The following is a 22759-nucleotide window of genomic DNA, read 5'->3' as shown; positions in this document are numbered from 1 at the left end:
ATCAGAATAAATGACGCAGTGCACCTCAAACGCACTGCGTCATTTTAGATATAGGGGAAAGAGGGGTGAGATAGGACCCCCCTTCCTTAACAATCTCTTTCTTCCAATTACAGTGTGTGATGTGCGCCGAATCCAAATTTAGGGGCTTTGACGGTTAAATGCACTTGCCCTTTCATTCCGTTGCTTTGCACAGTTACCACCAATTTGCCGTGGAAAAGGTGCATATTGGGCAAGTGGAAAGGCTCTAATGACGTGGCGTCGCCATTGCAGACAGCCTTGAAACGGGCAGCACCAGACACTTCAAAGAGCAATAGGTCGTTGGCATCGGGACAGAGGTTGCCGTCTTTGTCTACCATACTAATGGTGTAATACAGCAAGTCCTTGCCGTCGTTTGCGAGCTGTTGCTTGTCTACTTCAATCTTGAGTGCATGAGGCGCACCGGCGGTGTGAATGGTTTGTTGAGCCACTACCTTGCCCTTTTCGTCGTAAGCCACTACCTTCAGTTCGCCCGGCTCATACACTACGTTGTTCCAGCGCAAGCGGTAGCGGTCTAATTTGGATGCCTTGTTCTTCTTGATGCGTCCTTGACTCTTGCCATTGACAAAGAGTTCGGCCTCGGGATAACTCGTATAACAGTACACGGGTGTTACTTTTCCCTCACGTCCATGCCATGTCCAATGTGGCAAAAGGTGCAGGGTGGGAGAGGAAGTGTTCCACACCGAGCGATATAGATAATAGCGATCTTTCGGCAAGCCTGCCAAGTCGACGGGTGCAAAGTAGCTACTTCGTGAGGGCCAATAGCTGTAATAAGGAGTGGGTTCGCCGATGTAATCGATGCCTGTCCACACGAATTGACCGATAGAGTAGGGCAAATCGTCTTGTTTGGCAAAGTCTTCATCGGGGTAACTGCCCCAGCTCACCTTCTCCACGTCGTACGATGAGCATTGTCCGTCATCGTAGGTAGCCATATTCTTCTCTTCTACAGGGAATTTATAGACCCCTCTTGAACTCACTGCTGAAGATGTTTCCGAGCCCAGCAAGAACCCTTGTGGCAGCTTGTCGATGAGTTTTTCGTAAAGGAACACACGATAATTAAAGCCTGGTACGTCTGTGGCAGCATAGAAACCGCAATTGACGCTGCCCTCTGGATTGTCCACACCGCAAGTGACGGTGCGTGTAGAATCGAGGCTATGGCAAAATTTCACCATGGCTCTGGCGCGCTCTGTACCCTGCTGGTTGGCTTGTTCGGGTATCTCATTGCCAATGCTCCACATCACGATAGATGGGTGATTGCGATGCCCTAAAATCAGATTTGTAAGGTCTTTGCGCCACCATTCATCGTAAAACCGGTTGTAACCGTTCTTTACCTTTGGTTCTTTCCATGCGTCAAAGCTCTCTGCCATGACCATCATCCCCATGGAGTCGCACACCTGCATTTGCATTTGCGAAGGCATGTTGTGCGCAGTACGGATGGCATCTACGCCCATATCTTTCATGATACGTATCTGTCGAATCATGGCAGCCTTGTTGGCAGCCGCACCAAGAGGTCCTAAATCGTGGTGTAGACATACGCCCTTGAACTTTCGTGTGATGCCATTGAGCTGAAAACCGTGCTCTTTCGTAATGGCTATGGTGCGGATTCCCACCTGTTGTGAGGTGGCATCCAAAGTTTTGCTGCCTCGTTTCACGCAGATTTGTAACGTGTAGAGATAAGGATGTTCGGGACTCCAAAGTTGTGGATTCTTGATGTTGAACGTCGTTGCTACATCCCCTTTCGTATCGTTTTCCACCGTGTTCTGTGCCACTGTCCTACCGTTTTTGTCTTTTAGGATAATGTGCGTCTTGAGCTTGTCGTTCTCTCTGAGTCCTTTGGTTTGTGCATTCACGGCAATTTCCGCTCCTTGTTGCGAAACGGAGAGGGTGCGGAAATACGTTTGCCAAGGGTCTATATAGGTTTTGTTGGTCGTAATCAGCGTGACTGGGCGATATAGTCCAGCACCCGGATACCACCTGCTGCTCTCCTCCAAGTTGTTCAGTTTAACCAATATCTCATTGTCCCCCTGTTTTAAGTAGGGCGTGATATCGATGCGAAAAGCGTTGTATCCATACGCCCACCGACCCGCTTCCGTGCCATTGATATAGACAACAGGTTCGCTCATGGCTCCATCGAAATAAAGTTCGGTGCGTGCATCGAGGTCGCGCACATTGATGGTGGTGCGATATTCGCCACGTCCCAACCAAGGCAGTCCGCCCGAACGTCCTGTATGCCATATAGGAGTGCGTTGTCCGTCTTGCGTGATAACTAAGAATTGGCGATCCCACTGCTTGTCAAATGGTCCTTTGATTGCCCAATCGTGTGGCACTGTCACCGGTTGCCACGCATCGCCATTGCGAGAGAATTGCCATGAGGAAAGTTCTTTTTCCACTCTGTTTTGTGCCATGCAAGCACCACTCAAGGCTAAAAAAGCCAATAATATAAAGGTTTTGTTAGTCATGAATAAAAGGTTTGTTAATCATTATTATGTTCATCAGCACCCACCTTCCTTCTTTCAAAGTAGGGTGGGTGCCTCGGTAAGTCTTAGCGTAGGGACGAAAATATTATTTCGCACCCAACTTTTTCATCCATTTTCCACCCCTCATGCAGGTAATACCAAGGATGATGAAAGGAATGCTCAGCAGTTGTCCCATGTTGAAAATCATGCCCGATTCGAAGTCTACTTGTATATCCTTGGTGTATTCTATGAAGAATCGGAACGTGAAAATGAGGGTCAGACACAAGCCGAAATAGAAGCCAGTACCCACCTCTTTGGAGGTTCGCTTGTAGAAATGCAGCATGACGAAGAAGAAGAAAAAGTAGGCAATCGCCTCGTACAACTGTCCTGGGTGGCGTGGCGTCATGTCTACCCGCTCAAAGATAAAAGCCCAAGGCACATTGGTTGGTGTGCCGATAATCTCGCTGTTCATGAGGTTGCCCAAACGGATAAAGCACGCAGTGATAGGAGTGGCGATGGCAATGTCGTCGAGTACATGCCACAAGTTCATGCCTGTTTTGCGATAGTACAGATAGAGTGCCACCATGAGTCCTATCGTACCACCGTGCGAAGCCAATCCCTCGTACCCTGTAAACTTCCATGAACCGTCTGCCATTTGGTGAATAGGCAGAAACATTTCGACGACATGCGTCCACGAAGACAAAAAGTATTCGGGCTGATAGAACAAGCAGTGTCCCAATCGGGCACCGATTAAAATGCCTAAAAAGCAATACATAAACAGCGGATCGAAATACGCATCCTTCACCTTTTGGTCTTTATAGAGCCATTTCACGATGAAGTATGCCAAGGCAAGTCCTATCAACCAGCAGGTTGAATACCAACGAATGGCAAAATTGCCGATGCGGAATATCTCTAAATCAGGATTCCACAGGATGTAAAGTAGGTGGTCTATCATATTGTTTTGTTATTAGGCTATTGGGCTAATTAGGCTAATTAGCCCAATTAGCCTAATAGTTGTTCATTAAACATTAAATCTAAAGTGCATGATGTCACCGTCTTGCACCACATATTCTTTGCCCTCGATACCTAATTTTCCAGCCTCACGGACGGCACTTTCGCTGCCATATTTGATGTAATCATCGTATTTGATGACCTCTGCCCGGATAAAACCTTTCTCGAAATCGGTATGGATGACGCCGGCACATTGTGGCGCTTTCCAACCTTTGTGGTACGTCCAAGCCTTTACTTCCATTTCGCCAGCCGTGATGAAGGTTTGTAGATTGAGCAGCGAATAAGCCTTTTTGATGAGGCGGTTCACGCCACTTTCGGTCAATCCCAACTCTTCTAAAAACATTTGCTTGTCCTCGTAGGTCTCCAAAGATGCAATATCCTCTTCTGTCTTGGCGGCAATCACCATGGCTTCGGCGCCCTCTTCTTGGGCTATTTTCTCTATTTGGGCACTATAAGCGTTGCCCTCTTTGGCACTTGCCTCGTCCACATTGCACACATACAGTACGGGTTTGGTGGTCAGCAGAAACAGGTTGTGCGCAGCCTCCTCTTCCTCTTTGGTGTCGAACGACACCGTCCGTGCGTTCTTTCCTTGCTCCAACACCTCCTTGTAGGCTTCTAATACGGTAACAAGCGTCTTGGCTTCCTTGTTGCCCGAAGCAGCTATTTTTTGCTGTTTGGATAGTTGCGCCTCAATGGTTTCCAAGTCTTTGAGTTGCAATTCGGTGTCAATCACCTCTTTGTCGCTGACGGGATTCACCGCCATACCGCCTTCTCGTACCACGTTGTCATCGTCGAAACAGCGGATAACGTGTATCAGTGCATCACATTCGCGTATGTTTCCCAAGAATTTATTGCCCAAGCCTTCGCCTTTGGACGCTCCCTTTACCAATCCTGCAATGTCTACTATCTCGCATGTGGCAGGCACAATGCGCCCCGGATGCACAATCTCTGCCAGTTTGGTGAGCCGTTCATCGGGTACCGTTATCACGCCCACGTTGGGCTCAATCGTACAAAAAGGAAAATTTGCTGCCTGTGCCTTGGCACTCGACAAGCAGTTGAATAGGGTAGACTTGCCCACGTTTGGCAACCCTACAATACCACATTTTAATGACATGTCGTTATTTCAATATAATTGTATACAGTACAATGATAGCACGAGCCGAAGACAGAGAAAGTTTACTTTCTATGTTGAGGCGAAGTCTATCTTCTGCAAAGATAGTGCAAAATTTCGATTTAGCGAGCCAAATGAGAATTTATTCTTTCATTTGCGAGCGTGAGAAATTTATCTAAAATTTCGATTTAGCGAGCCAAATAAGAATTTATTCTATTATTTGCGAGCGTGAGAAATTTATCTAAAATTTCGATTGAACGAGTTAAATGTGTATTTATTCTTTCATTTGCGAGCGTGGGAAATTTATCTAAAATTTCGATTGATCGAGTTAAATGTGTATTTATTCTTTCATTTGCGAGCGTGAGAAATTTATTCAAAATTTCGATTGAGCGTTTTTTCATCCTTATTCTTTTTGCTCAAGGTAGCCGTTGCTTTTGTCCTATTATTTTACCAAAAATCGACCATCTAAAATCTTCAAAATAGAAAAAATCAATAGGCAAACGCTCTACAAAAATCTGTTGATTTTGGCAAAATAAACGTCTTTTCAAGTAAAAACATTGACTTAACGGTCTTGGAAACATATATTAGAGGTGTTATTCACATGTAACAACGGCATTAAAGCATGCAAATAGTGGGACTATCTCAATGCTTCAGCCGACAAAAACTGATGAAAAAAGGAAAGAAAAGAGTTGTCATTGGCGTAACGTTCACAATAACAACGAATTACAAAACTTTCTCATTACTCGCGTATTTGCGACCCACTTTGCCGTTGGTTGTTTTTATGCGAGTTTTGAGAGGCACTTTGTAAAGAAAATTCAGCATCTATTTTTCTCTAAAACAGCATTTCACTCATTTTACATACGCCATGATATAGGTGTTTTTTATGGCATCCATATCGCTCTTCAATAATGGCACCGTGCCCTTTTTTTGCGCGGCGAATTTACCTAAAATTTCGAGTTAGCGATGTTCTGTCTCAACAATAATTACTACATTTGTGACCACAACATTGAATACCCCAACATTGATGAATACTCTTTTTAGCAAAAAATCAACACGTGAACAGCGCATTTACCGTGTCACTATTGCAGGCAGCATCTAATGTTATCAAAATTTATCTCTAGTCGTTGTTTGTAACCATTCGAAAACACTCCACTCCGTCTCTCCTATAGGAGGGTGGAGTGGAGTGTTTTGTTAGGTTAGGATAGAACTTCTATTTCTGAATATATTTCTTTCCGTTCTTAATAACGATGCCTTTGTAGCTCTCGTTTACACGACGACCACTGAGGTCGTATGCTTTGCCATCACCAGCCTGGTCGGCAGTCTTTACGTGGTCAATACCAGTGGTCTTGCTTGTGAAGTAACCCGTGGTGGGGTTAGCCATCTCAATACCTGTTTTGTTTGCGTTGAACCAAGTGTTGGTACCTTTCAGATGACTACAGCCATAAAACATATCACCACCAGAAACATTGTGACCAACATTCCAGTCTTTGTTGCAGAAAATAGAAGTTAAGGACTCGCAGCCAAAGAACATTCCACTCATGTTGAAGACCTTTTGGGTATTGAAGTTGCTCACATCAAGCGATGTCAATGCCTTGCAGCCAGAGAACATGGCGGTCATGTCAGTGACGTTTTGGGTGTTGAATTTGCTCAGGTCGAGGGATGTCAATGCCTCACAGCCCTCGAACATGCCGTTCATGTAGATGACGTTTTGAGTATTAAAGTTGCTGAGATTAAGCGATGTCAAGGCCTTACAACCATTGAACATTTTACTCATGTTGATGACTTTTTTGGTGTTGAATTTGCTCACATCGAGCGATGTCAATGCTTCGCAGCCTGAGAACATCCACGCCATGTTGTTGACGTTTTGGGTGTTGAAGTTGCTCAAATCGAGCGATGTCAATGCTTTGCAACCATAGAACATAATGCTCATTTCGGTCACATTTTGGGTGTTAAATTTGCTCAAATCAAGCGATGTCAATGTCTCGCAGCTAGAAAACATGCCTAATATATTGGTGACGTTTTGGGTATTGAAGTTGCTCACATTGAGCGATGTCAATGCCTCGCAGCCTGAGAACATGTAGCTCATGTCAGTGACTTTTTGGGTATTGAAGTTGCTCACGTCAATCAATATCAATGCCCAGCAGCTATAGAACATGTCGCCCATGTTGGTGACGTTTTCGGTGTTAAGGTTTCGTATGCCTTTGATGTCCTGCAAACTGATGCAATATGAGAACCAGGAGCGGGTGCTGGTTGGGCGGAACCTGGAAAAGGAGGTGTCGAACACGGCGTGCTTGATTTTTGTCTGGAGTTCATTATAATTACCTGCCCAAGCGGGAGGTTCTCCAGGTTTGGGCATGTCGTAGATGCGTTCATAATTCTGATGGGTGGTGCGCTGATTGTCATAATAGAAAGTGAGCGTGGAGTCGGGTGTTAATACGGCATAGGCCTCTTGTGCTGCCACTGGCAGGCTACCCGTGACCGCCAAAAGGGCGACGAGGAGTGAAAGCAGATAACTTCTCATGATGATGGTTTTGAATGAATAAAAGGAGGTCATCCGTCCGTCTTGTTTCCCAAAGGGGGCTTGGGCAAACTCGTGACCGAGAATAACTATCAATTGCGGATTGCAGTACACATTCATCTTTTCGTGAACAGGTGATGTTTCTGCATCGAAAATCTCACCTTAGCCATATCGGTTGCGTGTCGCAGCAGGTGAATACGAACACAAAATTAAATATAAAAACCAGGAAAACAACGGTTTACCCTGAAATTTTTGAATAATCAATCGTTTCAGGCGAGTGAGCCGCCACATACATCAGAAAATGGGATTGAGCGTCATGTTATTTTGCAGATATTCTAAAGTTGTACAAAGCGTGTAGTTAAAAATCACTATATTTGCAGCTGTAACCCTTTAATCTCAACACATTGATGGAAAAATCCGAATCCGACCGTCAGCGAGAACAGTCCATTTACCGTGTCACCATTGCTGGCAGCATCATCAATGCGGTGTTGCTGGCACTCAAGTTCGCAGCTGGAATCTTGGGCGGATCGGCTGCCATGATAGCTGATGCCGTGCACTCTGAGCCTTTGAAGGTGAATGGAGTGTATGTGGAGCCTTCTTCTGGTGAGTGTCAAACTCCCTATAGATTTGATTTGCAGGATGATTGTCGTGAATTTTGAAGTTGGCTGTTTGTATATACAAAAATCACCCCATTAACTTGAATCTATGAAGTCAATGGGGTGATAGGTTTACGTTCACGCTGTAAAATGATTGAAGCTAAGGAGTTAGGCACTTGAAGTGTGTGCGCAATGCCCTTATCTCAATACATGAATAATTTTAGATGTTAGCCTTTGGCGGTTCGTTCTTTTTAGCTCGATATTCACAGGCTTTCAGTTGGTTGTATTCTTCCATGGAGAGTATCACCACACTTTTGTCTTTCGGGCGGTGAATGAGCAAAGAATCGCCATTGTCCGCCACACTGTCAAGTAGGTGAATGGGGTCTTCAATGAGTTGTTCAATATGGATAATTTTCATATAGCGTTGTTCTTCTTTGTTTTTATATGATGCGATTTTTAGTGTGCTTCTAACCAGTTTTGTCCCCAGCCAGCGTCGGCTACGAGAGGAACTTTGAGTTGATAAGCGTTCTGCATCTCCTCTAAAACGATGCGCTCTACTCGCTCTTTCTCTGAAGGTAACACGCTGAAATTGAGTTCATCGTGTACCTGTAGAATCATCTTTGATTGGATATTCTCTCGTTTGAACCGTTCGTAAATGCGTATCATTGCCACCTTGATGATGTCGGCAGCCGACCCTTGTATGGGTGCGTTGATGGCATTGCGCTCTGCAAAGCCACGGACAGTGGCGTTTTGACTGTTGATATCGGGGAGATAGCGGCGGCGATGGAAGAAGGTCTCTACATATCCTTTCTCTCGAGCCGTGTCTTTGGCTTGCTCCATGTACGTCTGTACCTGTGGGAAGGTGGTGAAATAGCCGTCGATGAGTTGTTTGGCTTCGCCCCTGTCGATGCCCAATCGTTCCGCCAAGCCAAACACCGTGATGCCATAGATGATGCCGAAGTTGGCACGTTTGGCTTTGGTACGTTCATCACGTGTCACGTCTTTCATCTCCTTGCCATAGATTTTGGCAGCCGTGGCAGCATGGATGTCATACCCTTCTTGAAAGGCTTCAATCATGTGCTTGTCTCCACTGAGATGCGCCATGACACGCAATTCTATCTGACTATAATCGGCAGAGAAGAACAAACAACCGTCTTCAGGGATGAAACATTTGCGGATTTCTTTCCCATCCTCGCCCCGTACGGGGATGTTTTGTAGGTTAGGATCGCTCGAGGAAAGCCGTCCTGTAGCCGTTACGGTTTGATTGAACGAGGTGTGAATGTGTCCTGTTTGGGGGTTGATGAGCTTGGGTAGTGCATCAACATACGTTCCCAAGAGTTTTTTCAGTCCACGATAGTCCAAGATGAGGGTTACTATTTCGTTGCCAGTGGCATATTTTTGCAGCTCCTCTTCACTGGTAACAAACTGCCCAGTCTTTGTCTTTTTGGGCTTTTCGGCTATCTGCAATTTTTCAAAAAGAATGTCGCCCACCTGCTTTGGAGAAGAGACGTTGAACGATTCGCCAGCCAATTGATGTATTTGCGCTTCCAAGTCGTTCATGCGTTTGGTAAAGCTTTCAGAAACCTCTTGCAGTGCTTTTGTGTCTATCCGTACGCCGTTCATCTCCATTTCTGTCAGCACACGTACCAAAGGCATTTCCATTTCATAAAACAGTTGGTCGACCTCTCGTTCCTTGAGCTTAGGTTCAAGGATGTTTTTAAGTTGCAGGGTAATATCTGCATCTTCGCAAGCGTACTCATAGATGTCGTTAGGAGCAAGGTTGCGCATATTCTTTTGACCTTTTCCGCGTGGTCCAATGAGTTCTTCAATATGTATCGTTTGATACCTTAAATAAACCTCTGCCATGTAATCCATGTTGTGATGCAACTCGGGTTGTAAGAGGTAATGCGCAATCATGGTATCGAATAGGTCGCCTTTGAGCTCGATTCCGTAACGGCTTAAAACCTCCATGTCATATTTGATATTTTGACCAATTTTGAGTATAGCATCGTTTTCGTACGCGGGTTTGAATAAATTAACAATCTTTATTGCCTGTTCACGGTTTGCCGGAATGGGTATATAAAAGGCTTGGTGAGGCGCCACCGAAAAGCTCAAACCAACCAATTCTGCCTCCATTGCATTGGTTGAAGTGGTTTCTGTGTCTAGACTTAAAATCTTATTTGTTAAGAAAAAGTCACATAATTTGCGCATTTCCTCCTCATTATCAATAAGTTTGTATTCATGAGGTACTGTTTTAAGGCTCTCAAAACTCTTGTTTTTCGGCTCGACCTGAATGTTGGGCGAGGATTCTTCAAATAAATTGAGTTGTTTGTTAGCTTTCTTTGTGCTATTTTTAGATTTGTTTAGCATTCGGTTTGCTAACGTCTTAAATTCCAATTCGTGGAGAATTTTTGCAAGTTCTGCCTCATTCGGTTCTTCCACTTGTAAGTCATCAAGTTTTAAGTCGATTGGAACATCGGTGCGAATGGTGGCTAAGAATTGGGACATCTTAATATCCTCGATGGCATTTTCTACTTTCTCACGCAATTTACCTTTGATCTCTTGCGTTCGTTGTAGCATCTCATCAATGCTACCAAACTGGTTGATTAGTTTGATAGCCGTTTTCTCTCCCACGCCGGGACAGCCAGGAAAGTTGTCGGCAGTGTCGCCCATGAGGGCTAAAATGTCGATGACTTGCAACGGAGAGTTGATGCTGTATTTGGCACAAATCTCTTTCTGACCGAGTGTTTCGTACCCACCTCCGTGTCTTGGTCGGTACATCCACACATGTTCTCCCACCAATTGTCCGTAGTCCTTGTCAGGGGTTAGCATATAAGTATCAATGCCTTTTTTGCCCGATTTCATCGCTAACGTGCCGATAATGTCATCGGCTTCGAATCCTTCTACCTGTAAACACGGGATGTGATACGCTCCCAAAATCTGTTTGATGATGGGCACAGACTTTTTAATATCTTCGGGGGTGGCTTCTCGTTGTGCCTTGTAGGCAGGGAAAGCCTCGTTCCTAAAGGTAAGTCCGTGGTCGAATGCCACCGCAATATGGGTGGGCTGCTCCTTGGTAAGTACCTCGTTGAGGGTGTTGCAAAAGCCCATAATGGCAGAAGTGTTTAACCCTTTTGAGTTGATACGTGGACTGTTGATAAACGCATAATAAGATCGGTATATTAAAGCGTAGGCATCTAAAAGAAAGAGTTTTTCCATATTGCTGATGTGTTATAATGGCTTACCAGATAGGGGGCATTCTCCGTTAAAGCCCTTGGTAAAGCGATATTGAATTTATTTTTATGCTAAATTACGCAAAAAAAGCGACAAATAGCGATTTATTCTGTATTTTTGTAACAAATTTGGTAAGCATGGACTATTTATCTCTCATACAACACCCGATTACACAAGAATTGAATGATTTTAATCAGTTATTCGAAGAGTCGTTGTCACACGCTGATGGTCTGCTATCGCAAGCACTTTCTCACATTCGTCAACGAACGGGAAAGCGTATGCGTCCCATGCTTATTTTGTTAATAGCGAAGAACTTTAATGGTGTTACCTCAATAGCTCAGCATGCTGCAGTGGGCTTGGAACTGCTGCATACCGCAAGTCTCGTGCACGATGATGTGGTGGACGAGAGTGGCGAACGTCGTGGACAGGCATCGGTGAATGCGACCTACGACAACAAAGTGGCGGTGCTGGTGGGCGATTATATTCTGTCAACAGCTTTGTTGCAGGTTTCTTTCACCCATTCGGAAGCCATTATACAAAACCTTGCTAACCTTGGTAGAACCTTGTCGAATGGTGAGATTTTGCAGCTGAGTAATATCCAGAATCAGGACATATCGGAAGAAGTATATTACCAAGTCATCAAGCAAAAGACAGCTGCCTTGTTCGAATCGTGTGCCGTCATTGGTGCACAAGCGGGCAAAGCCACACCCGAAGAGGTGGAAGCTGCTCGTCAATTTGGACAGACGTTGGGTATTATATTCCAGATTAGGGATGATATTTTCGATTATTTTGAATCGAAAGAGATTGGAAAACCCACTGGCAATGATATGGCAGAGGGGAAACTTACCCTCCCTGTTATTTTTGCCTTGAATTCTACGCACGATGCCACCATGCTTCAATTGGCACATAAGGTGAAAGACAACACGGTGACGCCCGATGAGATTGCACAATTGGTAGCTTTCACAAAGCAGCAAGGGGGCATTGAATATGCCGAGCAACGCATGGGCGAATTGCATCGACAAACATTGGATTATATAGACAAGCATGTGACGGATGCCGATATTAAGACGGCTTTGCAGGCCTATATCGACTATGTGGTGAAGCGTACAAAATAAGGAGTACGCACACCTTTTCCAGCCTTGTTTTTGTTTTGAGCGTGATAGATAACCCGTAAACATCATATTCATATCGTTATGAAAACAAGATTTCTTACTTTTATGCTCCTGTTGTGTGCTTCCGTTTGCGTATCGCAAGCACAGAAATTGGAAGGTAGTTGGACGGGCAAACTGTCGGTTCAAGGTGCACAATTAACGCTTGTCTTTCACGTGGAAAAGGACAAAAACAACGGTTTCATCGTAACGATGGATAGTCCTGACCAAAGTGTTAAAGGTGTTCCTGCCACAGTGAACAGTCTGACAGCCGACTCTGTAGATATTGCTATCTCGTCGATTGGGGCTCGTTATCTCGGCAAACAGCAAGGAGACCACATTCAAGGAACGTTTACGCAGTTTGGTAGGTCTTTCCCCTTGATGCTCAATCGTGGTGTGGAGGAACTAAAAAGACCGCAAACTCCTCATGCACCTTATCCATATCAAACTGAGGAAGTGACCTTTCAAAACGCCAAGGCGAATGCTGTTTTCTCGGGAACATTGACTTATCCTGTGGATTATGAGCAGATGAACAAGCAGAAAGTACCTGTGGTACTGATGGTAACAGGTAGCGGTCAGGAAAATAGAAACGAGGAAATATTCGACCATCAACCTTTCTTAGTCTTGGCAGATTACTTTGCTCGCCATGGCATTGCATCGCTTCGGTACGATGACAGAGGGTTTGCAAAGTCTACAGGTGATGCTTCTCAATCGACGATGAAAGACAATGCGGAGGATGCCCGCTGTGGTTTCAACTACCTGAAAAGCCTGAAAAAGTTTGGAAAGATAGGTGTCATGGGACATAGTGAGGGTGGTTGTATTGCCATGATGTTGGCAGCAGAGGGCTTACCCGATTTCATTGTGAGTCTTGCAGGGGTGGCTGCACGAGGTGATAGCTTGATGTTGAAGCAAGTATATCAAGCGATGGAGGCGAGAGGGGGTGCCACTTTTGCCCACGATTACTGTAAGGTGTTGGGGGCTATTTATGCTTATAGAAATGCCAAGAAAGACATTTCTCACCCCGAAGACGTGTTAGATGCCTTGCTGAAACAAACCAATGTGTCGCTCCCAGCATTGAGCCGGCAAAGTTTGTTACCCGTTCTCACCATGCAAACCCCATGGGTTCTCGATTTCATCGCTACCGACATGGCTTGCTATCTTCCAAAAATCAAGTGTCCTGTCATGGCGATGAATGGTAGTAAAGATGTGCAGGTAGATGCGCACGACAATCTTTCAGCCTTGAGAAAAGGCTTGAAGCCCAACAAAAAGAACCTGATTAAAGAATACGAAGGTCTGAACCATCTGTTTCAACACTGTAATACGGGGCAGACAACGGAGTATCGATTGATAGAAGAAACCTTTGCGCCAGAGGTGATGCAAGACATCGTTGATTGGATCAAGGCGCTTTGATGATGCTAAAAAGCTCAAGCGGATATACACCTCTGAGGTGTATATCCGCTTTTTTAGTACGCTCGGCATGAGCATTATCTAATGGGTGGAAGTCCCGAGTAAGCCCTAATAGCGGGAATTACATAGCCAAGAGCAAGGGTGTTCATCGTGAGGTGAAATCTGAAGGAAGCTGGCGGCAAACATCTGACCTAACGAACAGAAACTTCATACAAGGCATATGACCATGGGCAAGGTTGCTAAACAAACCAAAGTCCTATAGCTATTCGGAATGGTTGGTGTAAATGAAGTAGGTATAAGATGGAAAGATAATGTTCTTATCCGAGGAGGTCTCACGGACGTTTCAAATGGTTGTTTTTACGAAGGAAGCGGAGTAAAGCTTGCCGTGAGAAGTCAGCAGAGGTCATAGTACCCAAGGTACGTGTGCCTACAGGGAAGGACCGAATCGTGCAGTGCAATAGTAAATGAATGCTACCCTGCGAACCTTTTCGTCAGATGTCCGAAAGGAGCTCTCTATCCAAGACGATAGGACGGAATCCGACAATAGGATAGAAGTGACGTTACTCAAAGGGATAGCTGAAAACAACTTGCCACACACCGTGAGGTGTAAAAGTACGAAACCGCCGTATGCCGAACGGCACGTACGGTGGTGTGGGAGGTCGGTAAATGTGAAAGTAGGAGGTAAATGCCTTTTATGAATAACATTTACCTCCTACCCGATCAGGCTTTTTTTTTCAGTTGCTTCTATTGTATCATTAGAAGAATTTTACTTCCTTTCCTTCAATTTCGCTGAGTAACATGTTCGCCAAGCGACTGGTACCGAGACGGAACCACTTGTTGGTAAGCCATTTTTCGCCTAACACTTCTTTTACAATGGTGTAGTAGATGAGGGCGTCCATCACTGAGTTGATACCACCAGCAGGCTTAAAACCTATCTGAATGCCCGTTTCATCGTAGTATTCCTTGATGGCTTGGCACATCACATATGCTGCTTCTGGTGTGGCTGCCACCTTCTCTTTGCCCGTAGAAGTTTTGATGTAATCGGCTCCGGCATACATGGAAAGGATAGAGGCTTTCTTGATATTTGAGGCTGTTTTCAAGCATCCTGTCTCTAAAATCACTTTCATGGCAGCGTCTCCGCAAGTTTCTTTCAACTCTTGTATATCCTCGCACATCTCTTCGTAATTGCCGCTTAGGAATTTGCCTACTGGCATCACGATGTCAATCTCCGTAGCTCCGTCTTTCACTGCCAATGCTGTTTCGGCTACCTTTACCTCGATGAGGGCTTGTGAAGAGGGGAAACTGCCCGATACGCAGGCTATTTCAACGCCTTCAACCTCCAAGGTGTCGCGTACCACCTGAGCAAAACAAGGATACACGCAGATAGTGGCAACGTGGGGAAGGTCAGCGTATTGCGTGTCAAACTGGTTTACTTTTTCAGTAAAAGCCATGATGCTTTCGTCCGAATCAGTGCATTTCAATGAGGTCAGTTCGATGCTTCCAAACAGAAATTTCTTTACCTCAGGGGTGTCATTGGTATGTACTTTTTCTTCGATGAGCTTCTTAACCGTTTCTCGTACTTCATCATCATTGAGATTGGTGTTGTACTTTTTCAAAGCCTGTTCGTACTTATCGACTGTTTGCTTGGGCGCATTCTTGGCGTTGCGCTGTTCCTTTGTAGGTTGTATGTTTTTGTTGACTGTCATTGTTGTTTTAGTTTTGGGTTATTGATATGTCTTGTCTTATCTCGATTGGTTTTCTTCTTCATGTTTTGCTCAAAAGCCTCGGTGAGGTCAACTCCTGTTTGATTCGCCAAACAGATGAGTACCCACAAAATATCTGCCATTTCATCGGCAAGATTAGGTGTCTCTCCTGGTTTGAAACTTTGGTCGCCATAGGTGCGTGAGATGATGCGCGCCAATTCGCCAACCTCTTCGGTGAGGCACGCCATATTGGTGAGTTCGGAGAAATAGCGAACGCCATATTCCTTAATCCAGCGGTCTACTTGTTGCTGTGCTTCTTTGATTTCCATCTTTTGAATGTTTTTCTTGGGGGTGTTTGCGTTACTCTTTATTTTTGGTATCCATACAGATGGTTACCGGACCATCGTTCACTAATTTTACCTGCATATCGGCACCAAACTCGCCAGTGCCAATTTCTTTCCCCAATTGGGCACTCAAACGTTTGCAAAACAGCTGGTAGAGTGGGATAGAAATCTCGTGCCCTGCAGCTCGAATATAGGAGGGTCGGTTGCCTTTTTTATACGATGCCATGAGGGTAAACTGGCTCACTACTAATATTTCGCCATTGACATCGAGGATAGATTTATTCATGATTCCCTGTTCATCATCAAACACACGAAGGTTGACAACCTTCGTGACAAGCCATTCAATATCGTCCTCGCTATCATCTTCACCTATGCCTAAAAGGATAAGAAAACCTTGCTGAATGGCCGATTTCATCGTATCTTTGATGCTCACCGATGCCTCTGAAACTCTTTGTATGACGATTCTCATATTACAAAGATATTTATTTTTGTGCATTTAGCCAAATATTATGTTCTTAATTGATGAGTTTTTAGGTGGAAAAATTGATGAGTGGTTTTCTTATAATAGAGGTTAAACCAATTTAGAACAAGCAACTAAAAAAGGTCAAGTGAGTCCATGAAAGTACTATAACATTGGGTTAATGCTCTTATAAACATGGGTTAATGCCCTTATAAACATGAGTTAATGCCCTTATAAACATGAGTTAATGCCCTTATTATAATGGGTTAATCCTCTTATATAAGTGCGTTCTATTTCTTTTGTTTTTATTCTAATCGTTTTATCTCTTTTCCTAACTTATTAAACAGTCATCAAAAAACCTTTCGCTACTCATCAATTGCGGTAACGAAAGGTTAGAAATATGTCTCGTGTTATATACATGAGACGTGAGAATTTGTAGTGTCGGATGTGTTAAAGCAGGTTGATGATGCTTTCTGCTGCTTTGCCTTTATAGGTGCAGAGTTCGTGGAGCGGAGTGTTCTTAAAATCCGCATAGCCAAACATTTGTATGGCAATAAGCTGTTTGTCTGCGGTTAGGCAGGCTTCCAAACGGTAGTTGCTCATGCTTTGTTTTTGTGGCATTCGCATTTTCTCTGCTTTTTCTATGATTTGTTCCTCTGGCATTTGCAGAAGTTTGACTAATTTTTCGCCATCTTCAGCGTTGTAATAATTGATGATTGCCTTCAGAGGAGTGTTTGTAGGGATATATATCGCCTTAGCTCCAAAGCCAAGGAAACCTTTAGAAATGGTGATATCTGGGTTGGAAGAGAGTGTACTGGACATCTCTAAATTCTTGAATTTTGCCATTTTTTGCTATCTTTTAATTGTTATACAAGGAAAAAAATCGCACATCTGCTGATGTACTATTAGGGGTGTTTTATAAAGATAGCAATTCAACGAATGATATGTCTCAGTGCAATCACGTAGTAATCGACAGGGACTCTTGTTGAAATGGGAGTCGTTGAAAGTGAATTTTTGTGCCCTTTCCTCCAGAGGTGAAGCTTGTTATGCCACGCTTCTGTGGATTTCTTATATGCATTGAGCTTGGAAAGTTGCAGGTATGGGGGTAGGTAGCGTTGTGGACGAGGGGCGTTGATTCGAGTAGATTGATTGGAATCAGTAAGTAGAGCCGTGCCTCGTTCTTGGTCGCTAAGGGTTTCGTGGTAAAGCTGGTATTTGTCACTAAGCTTTTGTTGAACGTCCGATAGTTCTCTATTAGCTTCTTTTTGGTAGCCGTGTCCACTTGGATATGCATTCCCTGTAGTATGATGCCCTAAGGTCATACCAACGATAAGAAGGAGTATTTGAATCCAAGTTTTCATTTCTTGGTGTACCAATTGTGTTTGTAAATTTTGACTGATGTGTGCAAAGTTACACATTAAAAATTTGAATAGTGTATATTGTTCATAGGTTTTTTGTAGGACACCTATCAGTTGAAAGTTGAGTAGGGTATCCCTTTGCGCCGTTTGTCTGTTGATAATTGATTGACAATGAATGATTTATACAACCTAATCTTATTTATGTAAACTATTGATAAACAATGAGATGTGAAATGTATGAGTCGTTTTTCTATCGCTCCATGTGTACCTCTATCTTGATATTATGTGCTTTCTTTTTCATGAAAATATTGGAAGATGATATTTGCTTTCGACTTACCAATGATGTTAGTAAGTGTTTGTAAATCAGCTTCTTTGATTTTTTTTACGCTTTTCAGAGCTTTCAAGAGCTGCTTTTGTGTCTGTATTCCGATACCTTTAATGTTATCTAACTCACTGTGCAGCGCCTGTTTGCTACGCTTGTCTCGGTGGAAGGTAATGGCATAGCGATGCACTTCGTCTTGTATTCTGGTGAGTATGTGAAACAACTCGCTATCTGCTTTCATGCCAATGACTTGTGGAGGGAAGCCATAAAGCAATTCATTGGTTCGGTGCCGGTTGTCTTTAGCAAGTCCAGCGATAGGGATATGAAGCCCAAGCTCGTCCTCAACCACTTGTCTCACCACTTCCATTTGACCTTTCCCACCATCGGTGATGATGAGATTGGGTAGGGGTATTTGTTCTTCTATCATACGTAGGTAGCGACGTCTCACCACTTCTTTCATCGAAGCGTAATCGTCAGGACCCTCAACGGTTTTAATGTTGTATTTACGGTAGTCTTGCTTTGAAGGCTTTAACCCCTTGAATACCACGCAACCTGCAACGGCATTGGTGCCAGAAATGTTAGAGTTGTCGAAACATTCGATGTGAAAAGGCATGGTAGGTAGATTCAATTGGGTTTGTAACTCTTTCATGAGTCGGGTCTGACGTTGTTCTGGATTTAGTTTCTCTGCTTCCTTCAATCGGTCAAATTTGTATTGTTTGGCATTCATTTCAGAGAGATCCAACAAGTGTTTCTTATCTCCTCTTTGAGGTATGGTAAAGGTGCAATCGTGGAGATTCCATTCGATATCAAAAGGAACAATGAGTTCTTTGGCTTTACTTTTAAATCTGGATCTAAGTTCTTGAATAGCAGTGATGAGTATTTCTTCTTTTGTTTCTTCAATTTTATACTTATATTCAATGGTGAAACTCTGGTTAATCGTTCCGTTCTTTACGTGCATGTAGTTCACATAAGCTGTTTTTTTGCCCTCATCCTCGGTTAGTGTGAACACATCAACATCCTTTATGGTATAGTTCACTACTTCGCTTTTGGAAACAAAAGTGTTAAGGATATCGTATTTATCTTTTAGAATCTGCGCTTCTTCAAATTTGAGTTCTTCCGATTTCTTCAGCATCATTTGATAAAGAATATCTCGTACTTCTCTGGTATTCCCTTTCAAAATTTCACGCGCTTGCTCCATGTTTTGCATGTAATCTTCGTGGGATTGTTTGGCTATGCATGGAGCCAAGCAATTTCCTATATGGTATTTTAAGCAAGCACGGTATTTACCTTCTTTTACTCCTGCAGGTGTAATAGGGAATGAACACGTGCGAGGTTTATAGATTTTATTGATGACATCAAGGACTGCATATAGATGAGATATCTGTGTGTATGGACCGAAATAGCTACCGTTTCCTTTCCGGATTTGACGTGTCTTTATGATTCTTGGGAGCCATTCGTTTGTAATGCAAATGCTGGGATAGGTTTTTCCGTCCTTGAGTAATATGTTATATTTTGGGTTATATTTCTTGATGAGACTGTTTTCTAATAGCAGCGCATCCTCTTCTGTATTGACAACAGTGTACGTAATGTTGTAAATTTTACTGACAAGAACTTTAGTCTTAAAGCGATCTACTTCTTTTAGAAAGTACGAAGACACACGACGCTTTATGTTCTTTGCCTTTCCCACATATATAATATTACCCTCTTTGTCAAAAAATTGATAGCTTCCAGGTCGCTCTGGAATGCTATCAACAATGTTTTTTAGTTTGGATATTCTTTCTATGTTCCCTTCTTTGGTCATTCTAACTGTATGGAATTAAGCCTATTGTCTTTGTTTTGTTTCATGTGAAACATTGTAATAAAGAATATTTCGTAGCCATGTTGTTCGCCATCTTCTATTTTGAATTGTCATCGTCTAAAGAATTTAGGAGGGGTAGAGCTGTCTCGTACCCCTTCTAATTCATAACTTTGTTTGATTGCGAGTGTCTTCTTCTATATCTGAATAAGAGTTGTAATTTCGATATCATCGTCGAATTTCTCTCTTCCATTAAGATTTTCATTGATAAGTTCTATGATGAAATTGCAATAAATCTTTTTAGGATGGAACTTTTTTACAAGGTCGCATGCCGCTTTCATCGTACCTCCAGTAGCTAAAAGGTCGTCGTGTAAGAGTACAATGTCATTTTCATTGATGGCATCTTTGTGTATCTCGATGGTGTCGATGCCGTATTCTTTTGCGTAACTCTCTTGCACTGTCTCGCATGGAAGCTTTCCCGGCTTTCTGCAAAGCACAATTCCAGCACCCAATTTAATAGCAACTGCCGACGACATGACAAATCCTCGACTTTCAATTCCTACAATCTTTGTGATTCCTTTGTCTTTGTAGAGTTCGTACATTTCATCGCTAATTGTTCTCAAACAATCAGCGTTTTTGAATAGGGTGGTTACATCTCTGAAGTTGACTCCTTTAATGGGCCAATCTGGGATGCATCTCAAGTTGTCTAATAGCAATTTGTTGTTCATTGTCAATGGTTTATGTTGTTATAAAATAATCAATCGTTTCACATGAAACATCTATGAGATTTAGATGATATGTGTTGTATTTATCTTCCTAATAATACGAGAAGAACATTGATGTCACTTGGTGATACTCCTGGAATCCTGCTTGCTTTTGCCAACGTTTCAGGGTTAATTCGTTTTAGTTTTTCACGAGCTTCTGTTGATAGCTCGTGTAGCTGGGCGTAATCAAATCTGTTTTGAATTTTTATATTTTCAAGTCGGTGCATCTTTTCGGCTATAATATTCTCACGCTCAATGTAGCCTTTGTACTTAATTTTTATCTCTGTTGCTTCGATGATTTCGCTCTTTCTGTTCGGTATCTTGCTGAGCTCGTCACTCAAAGATGGTATCATTTCCGCAAGAAGTTGAATGGATATTTGGGGACGTGCAATAAGTTCTGAAATCTTACATCCCATTTTAAGCGTTGTTGTTCCATTTTGTGTCAACATTTCGTTGATTTCTTTCGGTTTTATCGAAGTATTATTACAATAGTCCATCAAACGATTGATACTCTCTTTCTTCTGTGTCCACCAATCCAAACGGTTTCTTTTTGCGAGTCCTAATTGGTATGCTTTCTCCGTCAATCGTGCGTCAGCATCGTCTTGTCTAAGTAAAATACGATATTCAGCACGTGAGGTGAACATCCTATAAGGTTCGTCAACGCCTTTCGTTGTTAGGTCATCAATGAGCACACCGATATAACTTTCGTCACGTCTCATCACAAAAGGGGCGCCTCCAAAGCAGTGGATAGCAGCGTTGATACCTGCTACGATTCCCTGACCTGCTGCCTCCTCGTAGCCCGTAGTGCCGTTTACCTGCCCTGCAAAGAAAAGACCTTTGACAATTTTTGATTCCAATGAAGGCTTCAATTGAGTAGGGTCGAAATAATCATATTCAATCGCGTATCCAGCTCTGTAAATCTTTGCCTCTCGGAAAGCAGGTATCTGATGCAAGGCTTCTATCTGAATGTTTAACGGCATGCTCGATGAAAAGCCGTTCAAATACATCTCATTGGTATTTTCACCTTCAGGTTCTAAAAACAGCGGATGCCTATCCTTGTCGGGAAAGGTTACCAATTTTGTTTCAACAGAAGGGCAGTATCTCGGTCCAGTGCTTTGTATTTGTCCGTTGAAAAGAGGCGAATCGGGCAATGCTTTGCGTAAAACTTCATGTGATTCTGGCGTTGTGTAGCACGTCCAACAAGGAAGTTGTTTAAGGTTTCTTGCCCCACTCATGTAACTAAACTGGTGGAAGTCGTCCTCTCCGTCTTGTCTTTCCATGTCTTCAAAATGCACACTTCTTGCGTCAATGCGGACAGGCGTTCCTGTTTTCATTCGTTGGACGGTAATCCCATGTTGTGCAATGCTTTCACTCAGGTGATAGACTGCTGGCTCGGCACATCGTCCTCCAGGGAGCTTTTTCCTACCAATGTGCATCAAACCATTAAGAAATGTCCCTGCTGTGATAATAATACTTTTTGCGTATAGCTCAACTCCCCAAACCGTACGGACACCCGTTACCTCACTGTTTGCGGTGAGTAGTTCGCACGCTTCGTCCTGCCAAATGTCCAAATTGGGCGTATGGTCTAACACTGTTCTCCATTCCAAAATATATTTACTACGGTCACACTGTGCACGAGGACTCCACACTGCAGGTCCTTTGCCTTTGTTGAGCATGCGAAACTGAATAGAGGTAGCGTCAGTAACCATTCCCATGTGACCGCCTAAGGCGTCTATCTCTCGAACAATCTGCCCCTTAGCAATGCCCCCAATGGCAGGGTTACAGCTCATTTGCGCTATTTTATTCATGTCCATAGTGACGAGACAAGTCTTCGCTCCTAATTGCGCAGCTGCCGTTGCAGCTTCACATCCAGCGTGTCCTCCGCCAATGACAAGCACATCGTATTGAAATATCATCCTTCTATCTTGCTTTATTTAATTTTTATAGAAACTATCTCTATCGCTTTGTAATGGCAAGGTTGATGTTTTTGTTTTTAAGTAATCAACCTTTTTGATGCTGAGCTTTTTAGAGTAAGTTTCTTGTCATAAGAAAAAGAAACAACGCAAAATTAAGAAATAATATTGAATAAAGTAAGGATGAAGACGAAAAACTATGTAGACGGAATGTTATCATTCATTTGTATTTATGGGTTGATTTTCTGCAGAATCGTTATTTCATCCTATTTGAAACGACTCTTTCGTTTAATGATATTTTACAACGAAAATCAACAACAATACAGCAGATGCAGCATTGGAAGTATGCCACATGAACAGCTCATTAATGCTGAATTTTATTTACAAAGTGCCTCTCAAAACTCGCGTCAAAACATCCAAGGGCAAAGTTGGTCGCAAATACGCAAGTTATGAGAGAGTTTCATAACCTGTTGTTATTTAAGATGTTATAATAAAGCCACTTTGTTTCATCCCTATTTTTATCATTCTTTTCCGACTAAAGCATTGAGTTAAGCTTGCAATTTGCATGCTTTAATGCCGTTGA

The 22759-nt window shown here is 43.2% G+C and carries 16 protein-coding genes and 1 pseudogene; 3 read left to right on the top strand and 14 right to left on the bottom strand.

Annotated elements, in window-relative coordinates:
* Positions 1-107 precede the first annotated feature (107 nt).
* The 4 genes from BN35_RS09095 to BN35_RS09075 all read right to left on the bottom strand — a co-directional run bounded on the left by BN35_RS09095 (position 108) and on the right by BN35_RS09075 (position 7252).
* Positions 108-2495: a DUF4982 domain-containing protein gene (locus BN35_RS09095; protein WP_025072831.1), complete on the bottom strand. Its 2388-nt coding sequence runs from the start codon at positions 2493-2495 to the stop codon at positions 108-110.
* Positions 2496-2598: 103 nt separating this feature from the next.
* The gene (lgt, locus tag BN35_RS09090) at positions 2599-3447 is read right to left on the bottom strand and encodes a prolipoprotein diacylglyceryl transferase (RefSeq protein ID WP_025072830.1); all 849 of its coding nucleotides are present in this window, start codon (positions 3445-3447) and stop codon (positions 2599-2601) included.
* A 66-nt stretch (positions 3448-3513) separates the two neighbouring features.
* Positions 3514-4617 carry a redox-regulated ATPase YchF gene (ychF, locus tag BN35_RS09085; RefSeq protein ID WP_023057184.1) on the bottom strand — a complete coding sequence of 368 codons (1104 nt, stop codon included), beginning with the start codon at positions 4615-4617 and terminating at the stop codon, positions 3514-3516.
* 1207 nt (positions 4618-5824) lie between these two features.
* Positions 5825-7252 carry a BspA family leucine-rich repeat surface protein gene (locus BN35_RS09075; protein WP_028901115.1) on the bottom strand — a complete coding sequence of 476 codons (1428 nt, stop codon included), beginning with the start codon at positions 7250-7252 and terminating at the stop codon, positions 5825-5827.
* A 287-nt stretch (positions 7253-7539) separates the two neighbouring features.
* Between BN35_RS09075 and BN35_RS13515 the strand changes: the two are divergent.
* Positions 7540-7692, top strand: a pseudogene (locus BN35_RS13515) (cation transporter); the annotation flags it as partial.
* Positions 7693-7948: 256 nt separating this feature from the next.
* Here the strand turns inward: BN35_RS13515 and BN35_RS09065 are convergent.
* Both BN35_RS09065 and polA read right to left on the bottom strand, forming a co-directional pair.
* Positions 7949-8146 (bottom strand): type II toxin-antitoxin system Phd/YefM family antitoxin, encoded by a 198-nt coding sequence (locus BN35_RS09065; protein ID WP_025072826.1) that lies wholly within the window; start codon positions 8144-8146, stop codon positions 7949-7951.
* Positions 8147-8184: 38 nt separating this feature from the next.
* On the bottom strand, positions 8185-10947 hold the full coding sequence (gene polA, locus BN35_RS09060) for a DNA polymerase I (protein ID WP_025072825.1): 2763 nt from the start codon (positions 10945-10947) through the stop codon (positions 8185-8187).
* A gap of 152 nt (positions 10948-11099) precedes the next feature.
* Between polA and BN35_RS09055 the strand changes: the two genes are divergently transcribed.
* Complete coding sequence (locus tag BN35_RS09055; protein WP_028901116.1) at positions 11100-12077, top strand: polyprenyl synthetase family protein; 978 nt, start codon at positions 11100-11102, stop codon at positions 12075-12077.
* Between the two features lie 78 nt (positions 12078-12155).
* Positions 12156-13520, top strand: coding sequence for an alpha/beta hydrolase (locus tag BN35_RS09050; protein ID WP_025072824.1), 1365 nt, complete (start codon positions 12156-12158; stop codon positions 13518-13520).
* Positions 13521-14272: 752 nt separating this feature from the next.
* On the opposite strand, the gene deoC is transcribed toward BN35_RS09050, so the two are convergent.
* The 8 genes from deoC to mnmG all read right to left on the bottom strand — a co-directional run bounded on the left by deoC (position 14273) and on the right by mnmG (position 22179).
* A complete protein-coding gene (deoC, locus tag BN35_RS09045; RefSeq protein WP_028901117.1) occupies positions 14273-15223 on the bottom strand; it encodes a deoxyribose-phosphate aldolase in 951 nt (316 codons plus the stop codon).
* Entirely contained in the window at positions 15220-15549 is a 330-nt protein-coding gene (locus BN35_RS09040) for a nucleotide pyrophosphohydrolase (RefSeq protein ID WP_008123796.1), read from the bottom strand. The genes deoC and BN35_RS09040 overlap by 4 nt, the downstream gene beginning before the upstream one ends.
* Positions 15550-15580: 31 nt before the next feature.
* Entirely contained in the window at positions 15581-16033 is a 453-nt protein-coding gene (gene dtd, locus BN35_RS09035) for a D-aminoacyl-tRNA deacylase (protein ID WP_028901118.1), read from the bottom strand.
* Between the two features lie 441 nt (positions 16034-16474).
* The gene (locus BN35_RS09030; protein ID WP_025072893.1) at positions 16475-16870 is read right to left on the bottom strand and encodes a hypothetical protein; all 396 of its coding nucleotides are present in this window, start codon (positions 16868-16870) and stop codon (positions 16475-16477) included.
* Between the two features lie 86 nt (positions 16871-16956).
* A complete protein-coding gene (locus BN35_RS09025; RefSeq protein ID WP_028901119.1) occupies positions 16957-17385 on the bottom strand; it encodes a hypothetical protein in 429 nt (142 codons plus the stop codon).
* A gap of 278 nt (positions 17386-17663) precedes the next feature.
* Positions 17664-19505 carry an excinuclease ABC subunit UvrC gene (gene uvrC / locus BN35_RS09020; protein ID WP_028901120.1) on the bottom strand — a complete coding sequence of 614 codons (1842 nt, stop codon included), beginning with the start codon at positions 19503-19505 and terminating at the stop codon, positions 17664-17666.
* 191 nt (positions 19506-19696) lie between these two features.
* The gene (locus tag BN35_RS09015; protein WP_025072895.1) at positions 19697-20227 is read right to left on the bottom strand and encodes an adenine phosphoribosyltransferase; all 531 of its coding nucleotides are present in this window, start codon (positions 20225-20227) and stop codon (positions 19697-19699) included.
* An 80-nt stretch (positions 20228-20307) separates the two neighbouring features.
* Complete coding sequence (gene mnmG / locus BN35_RS09010) at positions 20308-22179, bottom strand: tRNA uridine-5-carboxymethylaminomethyl(34) synthesis enzyme MnmG (protein WP_025072896.1); 1872 nt, start codon at positions 22177-22179, stop codon at positions 20308-20310.
* Between the last annotated feature and the right edge of the window lie 580 nt (positions 22180-22759).

This window comes from Hoylesella timonensis 4401737 = DSM 22865 = JCM 15640, assembly GCF_000455445.1.
Lineage (GTDB): Bacteria > Bacteroidota > Bacteroidia > Bacteroidales > Bacteroidaceae > Prevotella > Prevotella timonensis.
This window is presented reverse-complemented; position numbering and strand designations above follow the sequence as displayed.

What these genes read in the sequence shown, in the direction of transcription:
- mnmG (WP_025072896.1), bottom strand. Translation starts at nt 22,179, where the DNA reads ATGATATTTCAATACGATGTGCTTGTCATTGGCGGAGGACACGCTGGA.
- BN35_RS09050 (WP_025072824.1), top strand. Translation starts at nt 12,156, where the DNA reads ATGAAAACAAGATTTCTTACTTTTATGCTCCTGTTGTGTGCTTCCGTT.
- dtd (WP_028901118.1), bottom strand. Translation starts at nt 16,033, where the DNA reads ATGAGAATCGTCATACAAAGAGTTTCAGAGGCATCGGTGAGCATCAAA.
- BN35_RS09055 (WP_028901116.1), top strand. Translation starts at nt 11,100, where the DNA reads ATGGACTATTTATCTCTCATACAACACCCGATTACACAAGAATTGAAT.
- BN35_RS09065 (WP_025072826.1), bottom strand. Translation starts at nt 8,146, where the DNA reads ATGAAAATTATCCATATTGAACAACTCATTGAAGACCCCATTCACCTA.
- BN35_RS09030 (WP_025072893.1), bottom strand. Translation starts at nt 16,870, where the DNA reads ATGGCAAAATTCAAGAATTTAGAGATGTCCAGTACACTCTCTTCCAAC.
- lgt (WP_025072830.1), bottom strand. Translation starts at nt 3,447, where the DNA reads ATGATAGACCACCTACTTTACATCCTGTGGAATCCTGATTTAGAGATA.
- deoC (WP_028901117.1), bottom strand. Translation starts at nt 15,223, where the DNA reads ATGACAGTCAACAAAAACATACAACCTACAAAGGAACAGCGCAACGCC.
- polA (WP_025072825.1), bottom strand. Translation starts at nt 10,947, where the DNA reads ATGGAAAAACTCTTTCTTTTAGATGCCTACGCTTTAATATACCGATCT.
- ychF (WP_023057184.1), bottom strand. Translation starts at nt 4,617, where the DNA reads ATGTCATTAAAATGTGGTATTGTAGGGTTGCCAAACGTGGGCAAGTCT.
- uvrC (WP_028901120.1), bottom strand. Translation starts at nt 19,505, where the DNA reads ATGACCAAAGAAGGGAACATAGAAAGAATATCCAAACTAAAAAACATT.
- BN35_RS09025 (WP_028901119.1), bottom strand. Translation starts at nt 17,385, where the DNA reads ATGAAAACTTGGATTCAAATACTCCTTCTTATCGTTGGTATGACCTTA.
- BN35_RS09015 (WP_025072895.1), bottom strand. Translation starts at nt 20,227, where the DNA reads ATGAACAACAAATTGCTATTAGACAACTTGAGATGCATCCCAGATTGG.
- BN35_RS09095 (WP_025072831.1), bottom strand. Translation starts at nt 2,495, where the DNA reads ATGACTAACAAAACCTTTATATTATTGGCTTTTTTAGCCTTGAGTGGT.
- BN35_RS09040 (WP_008123796.1), bottom strand. Translation starts at nt 15,549, where the DNA reads ATGGAAATCAAAGAAGCACAGCAACAAGTAGACCGCTGGATTAAGGAA.
- BN35_RS09075 (WP_028901115.1), bottom strand. Translation starts at nt 7,252, where the DNA reads ATGAATGTGTACTGCAATCCGCAATTGATAGTTATTCTCGGTCACGAG.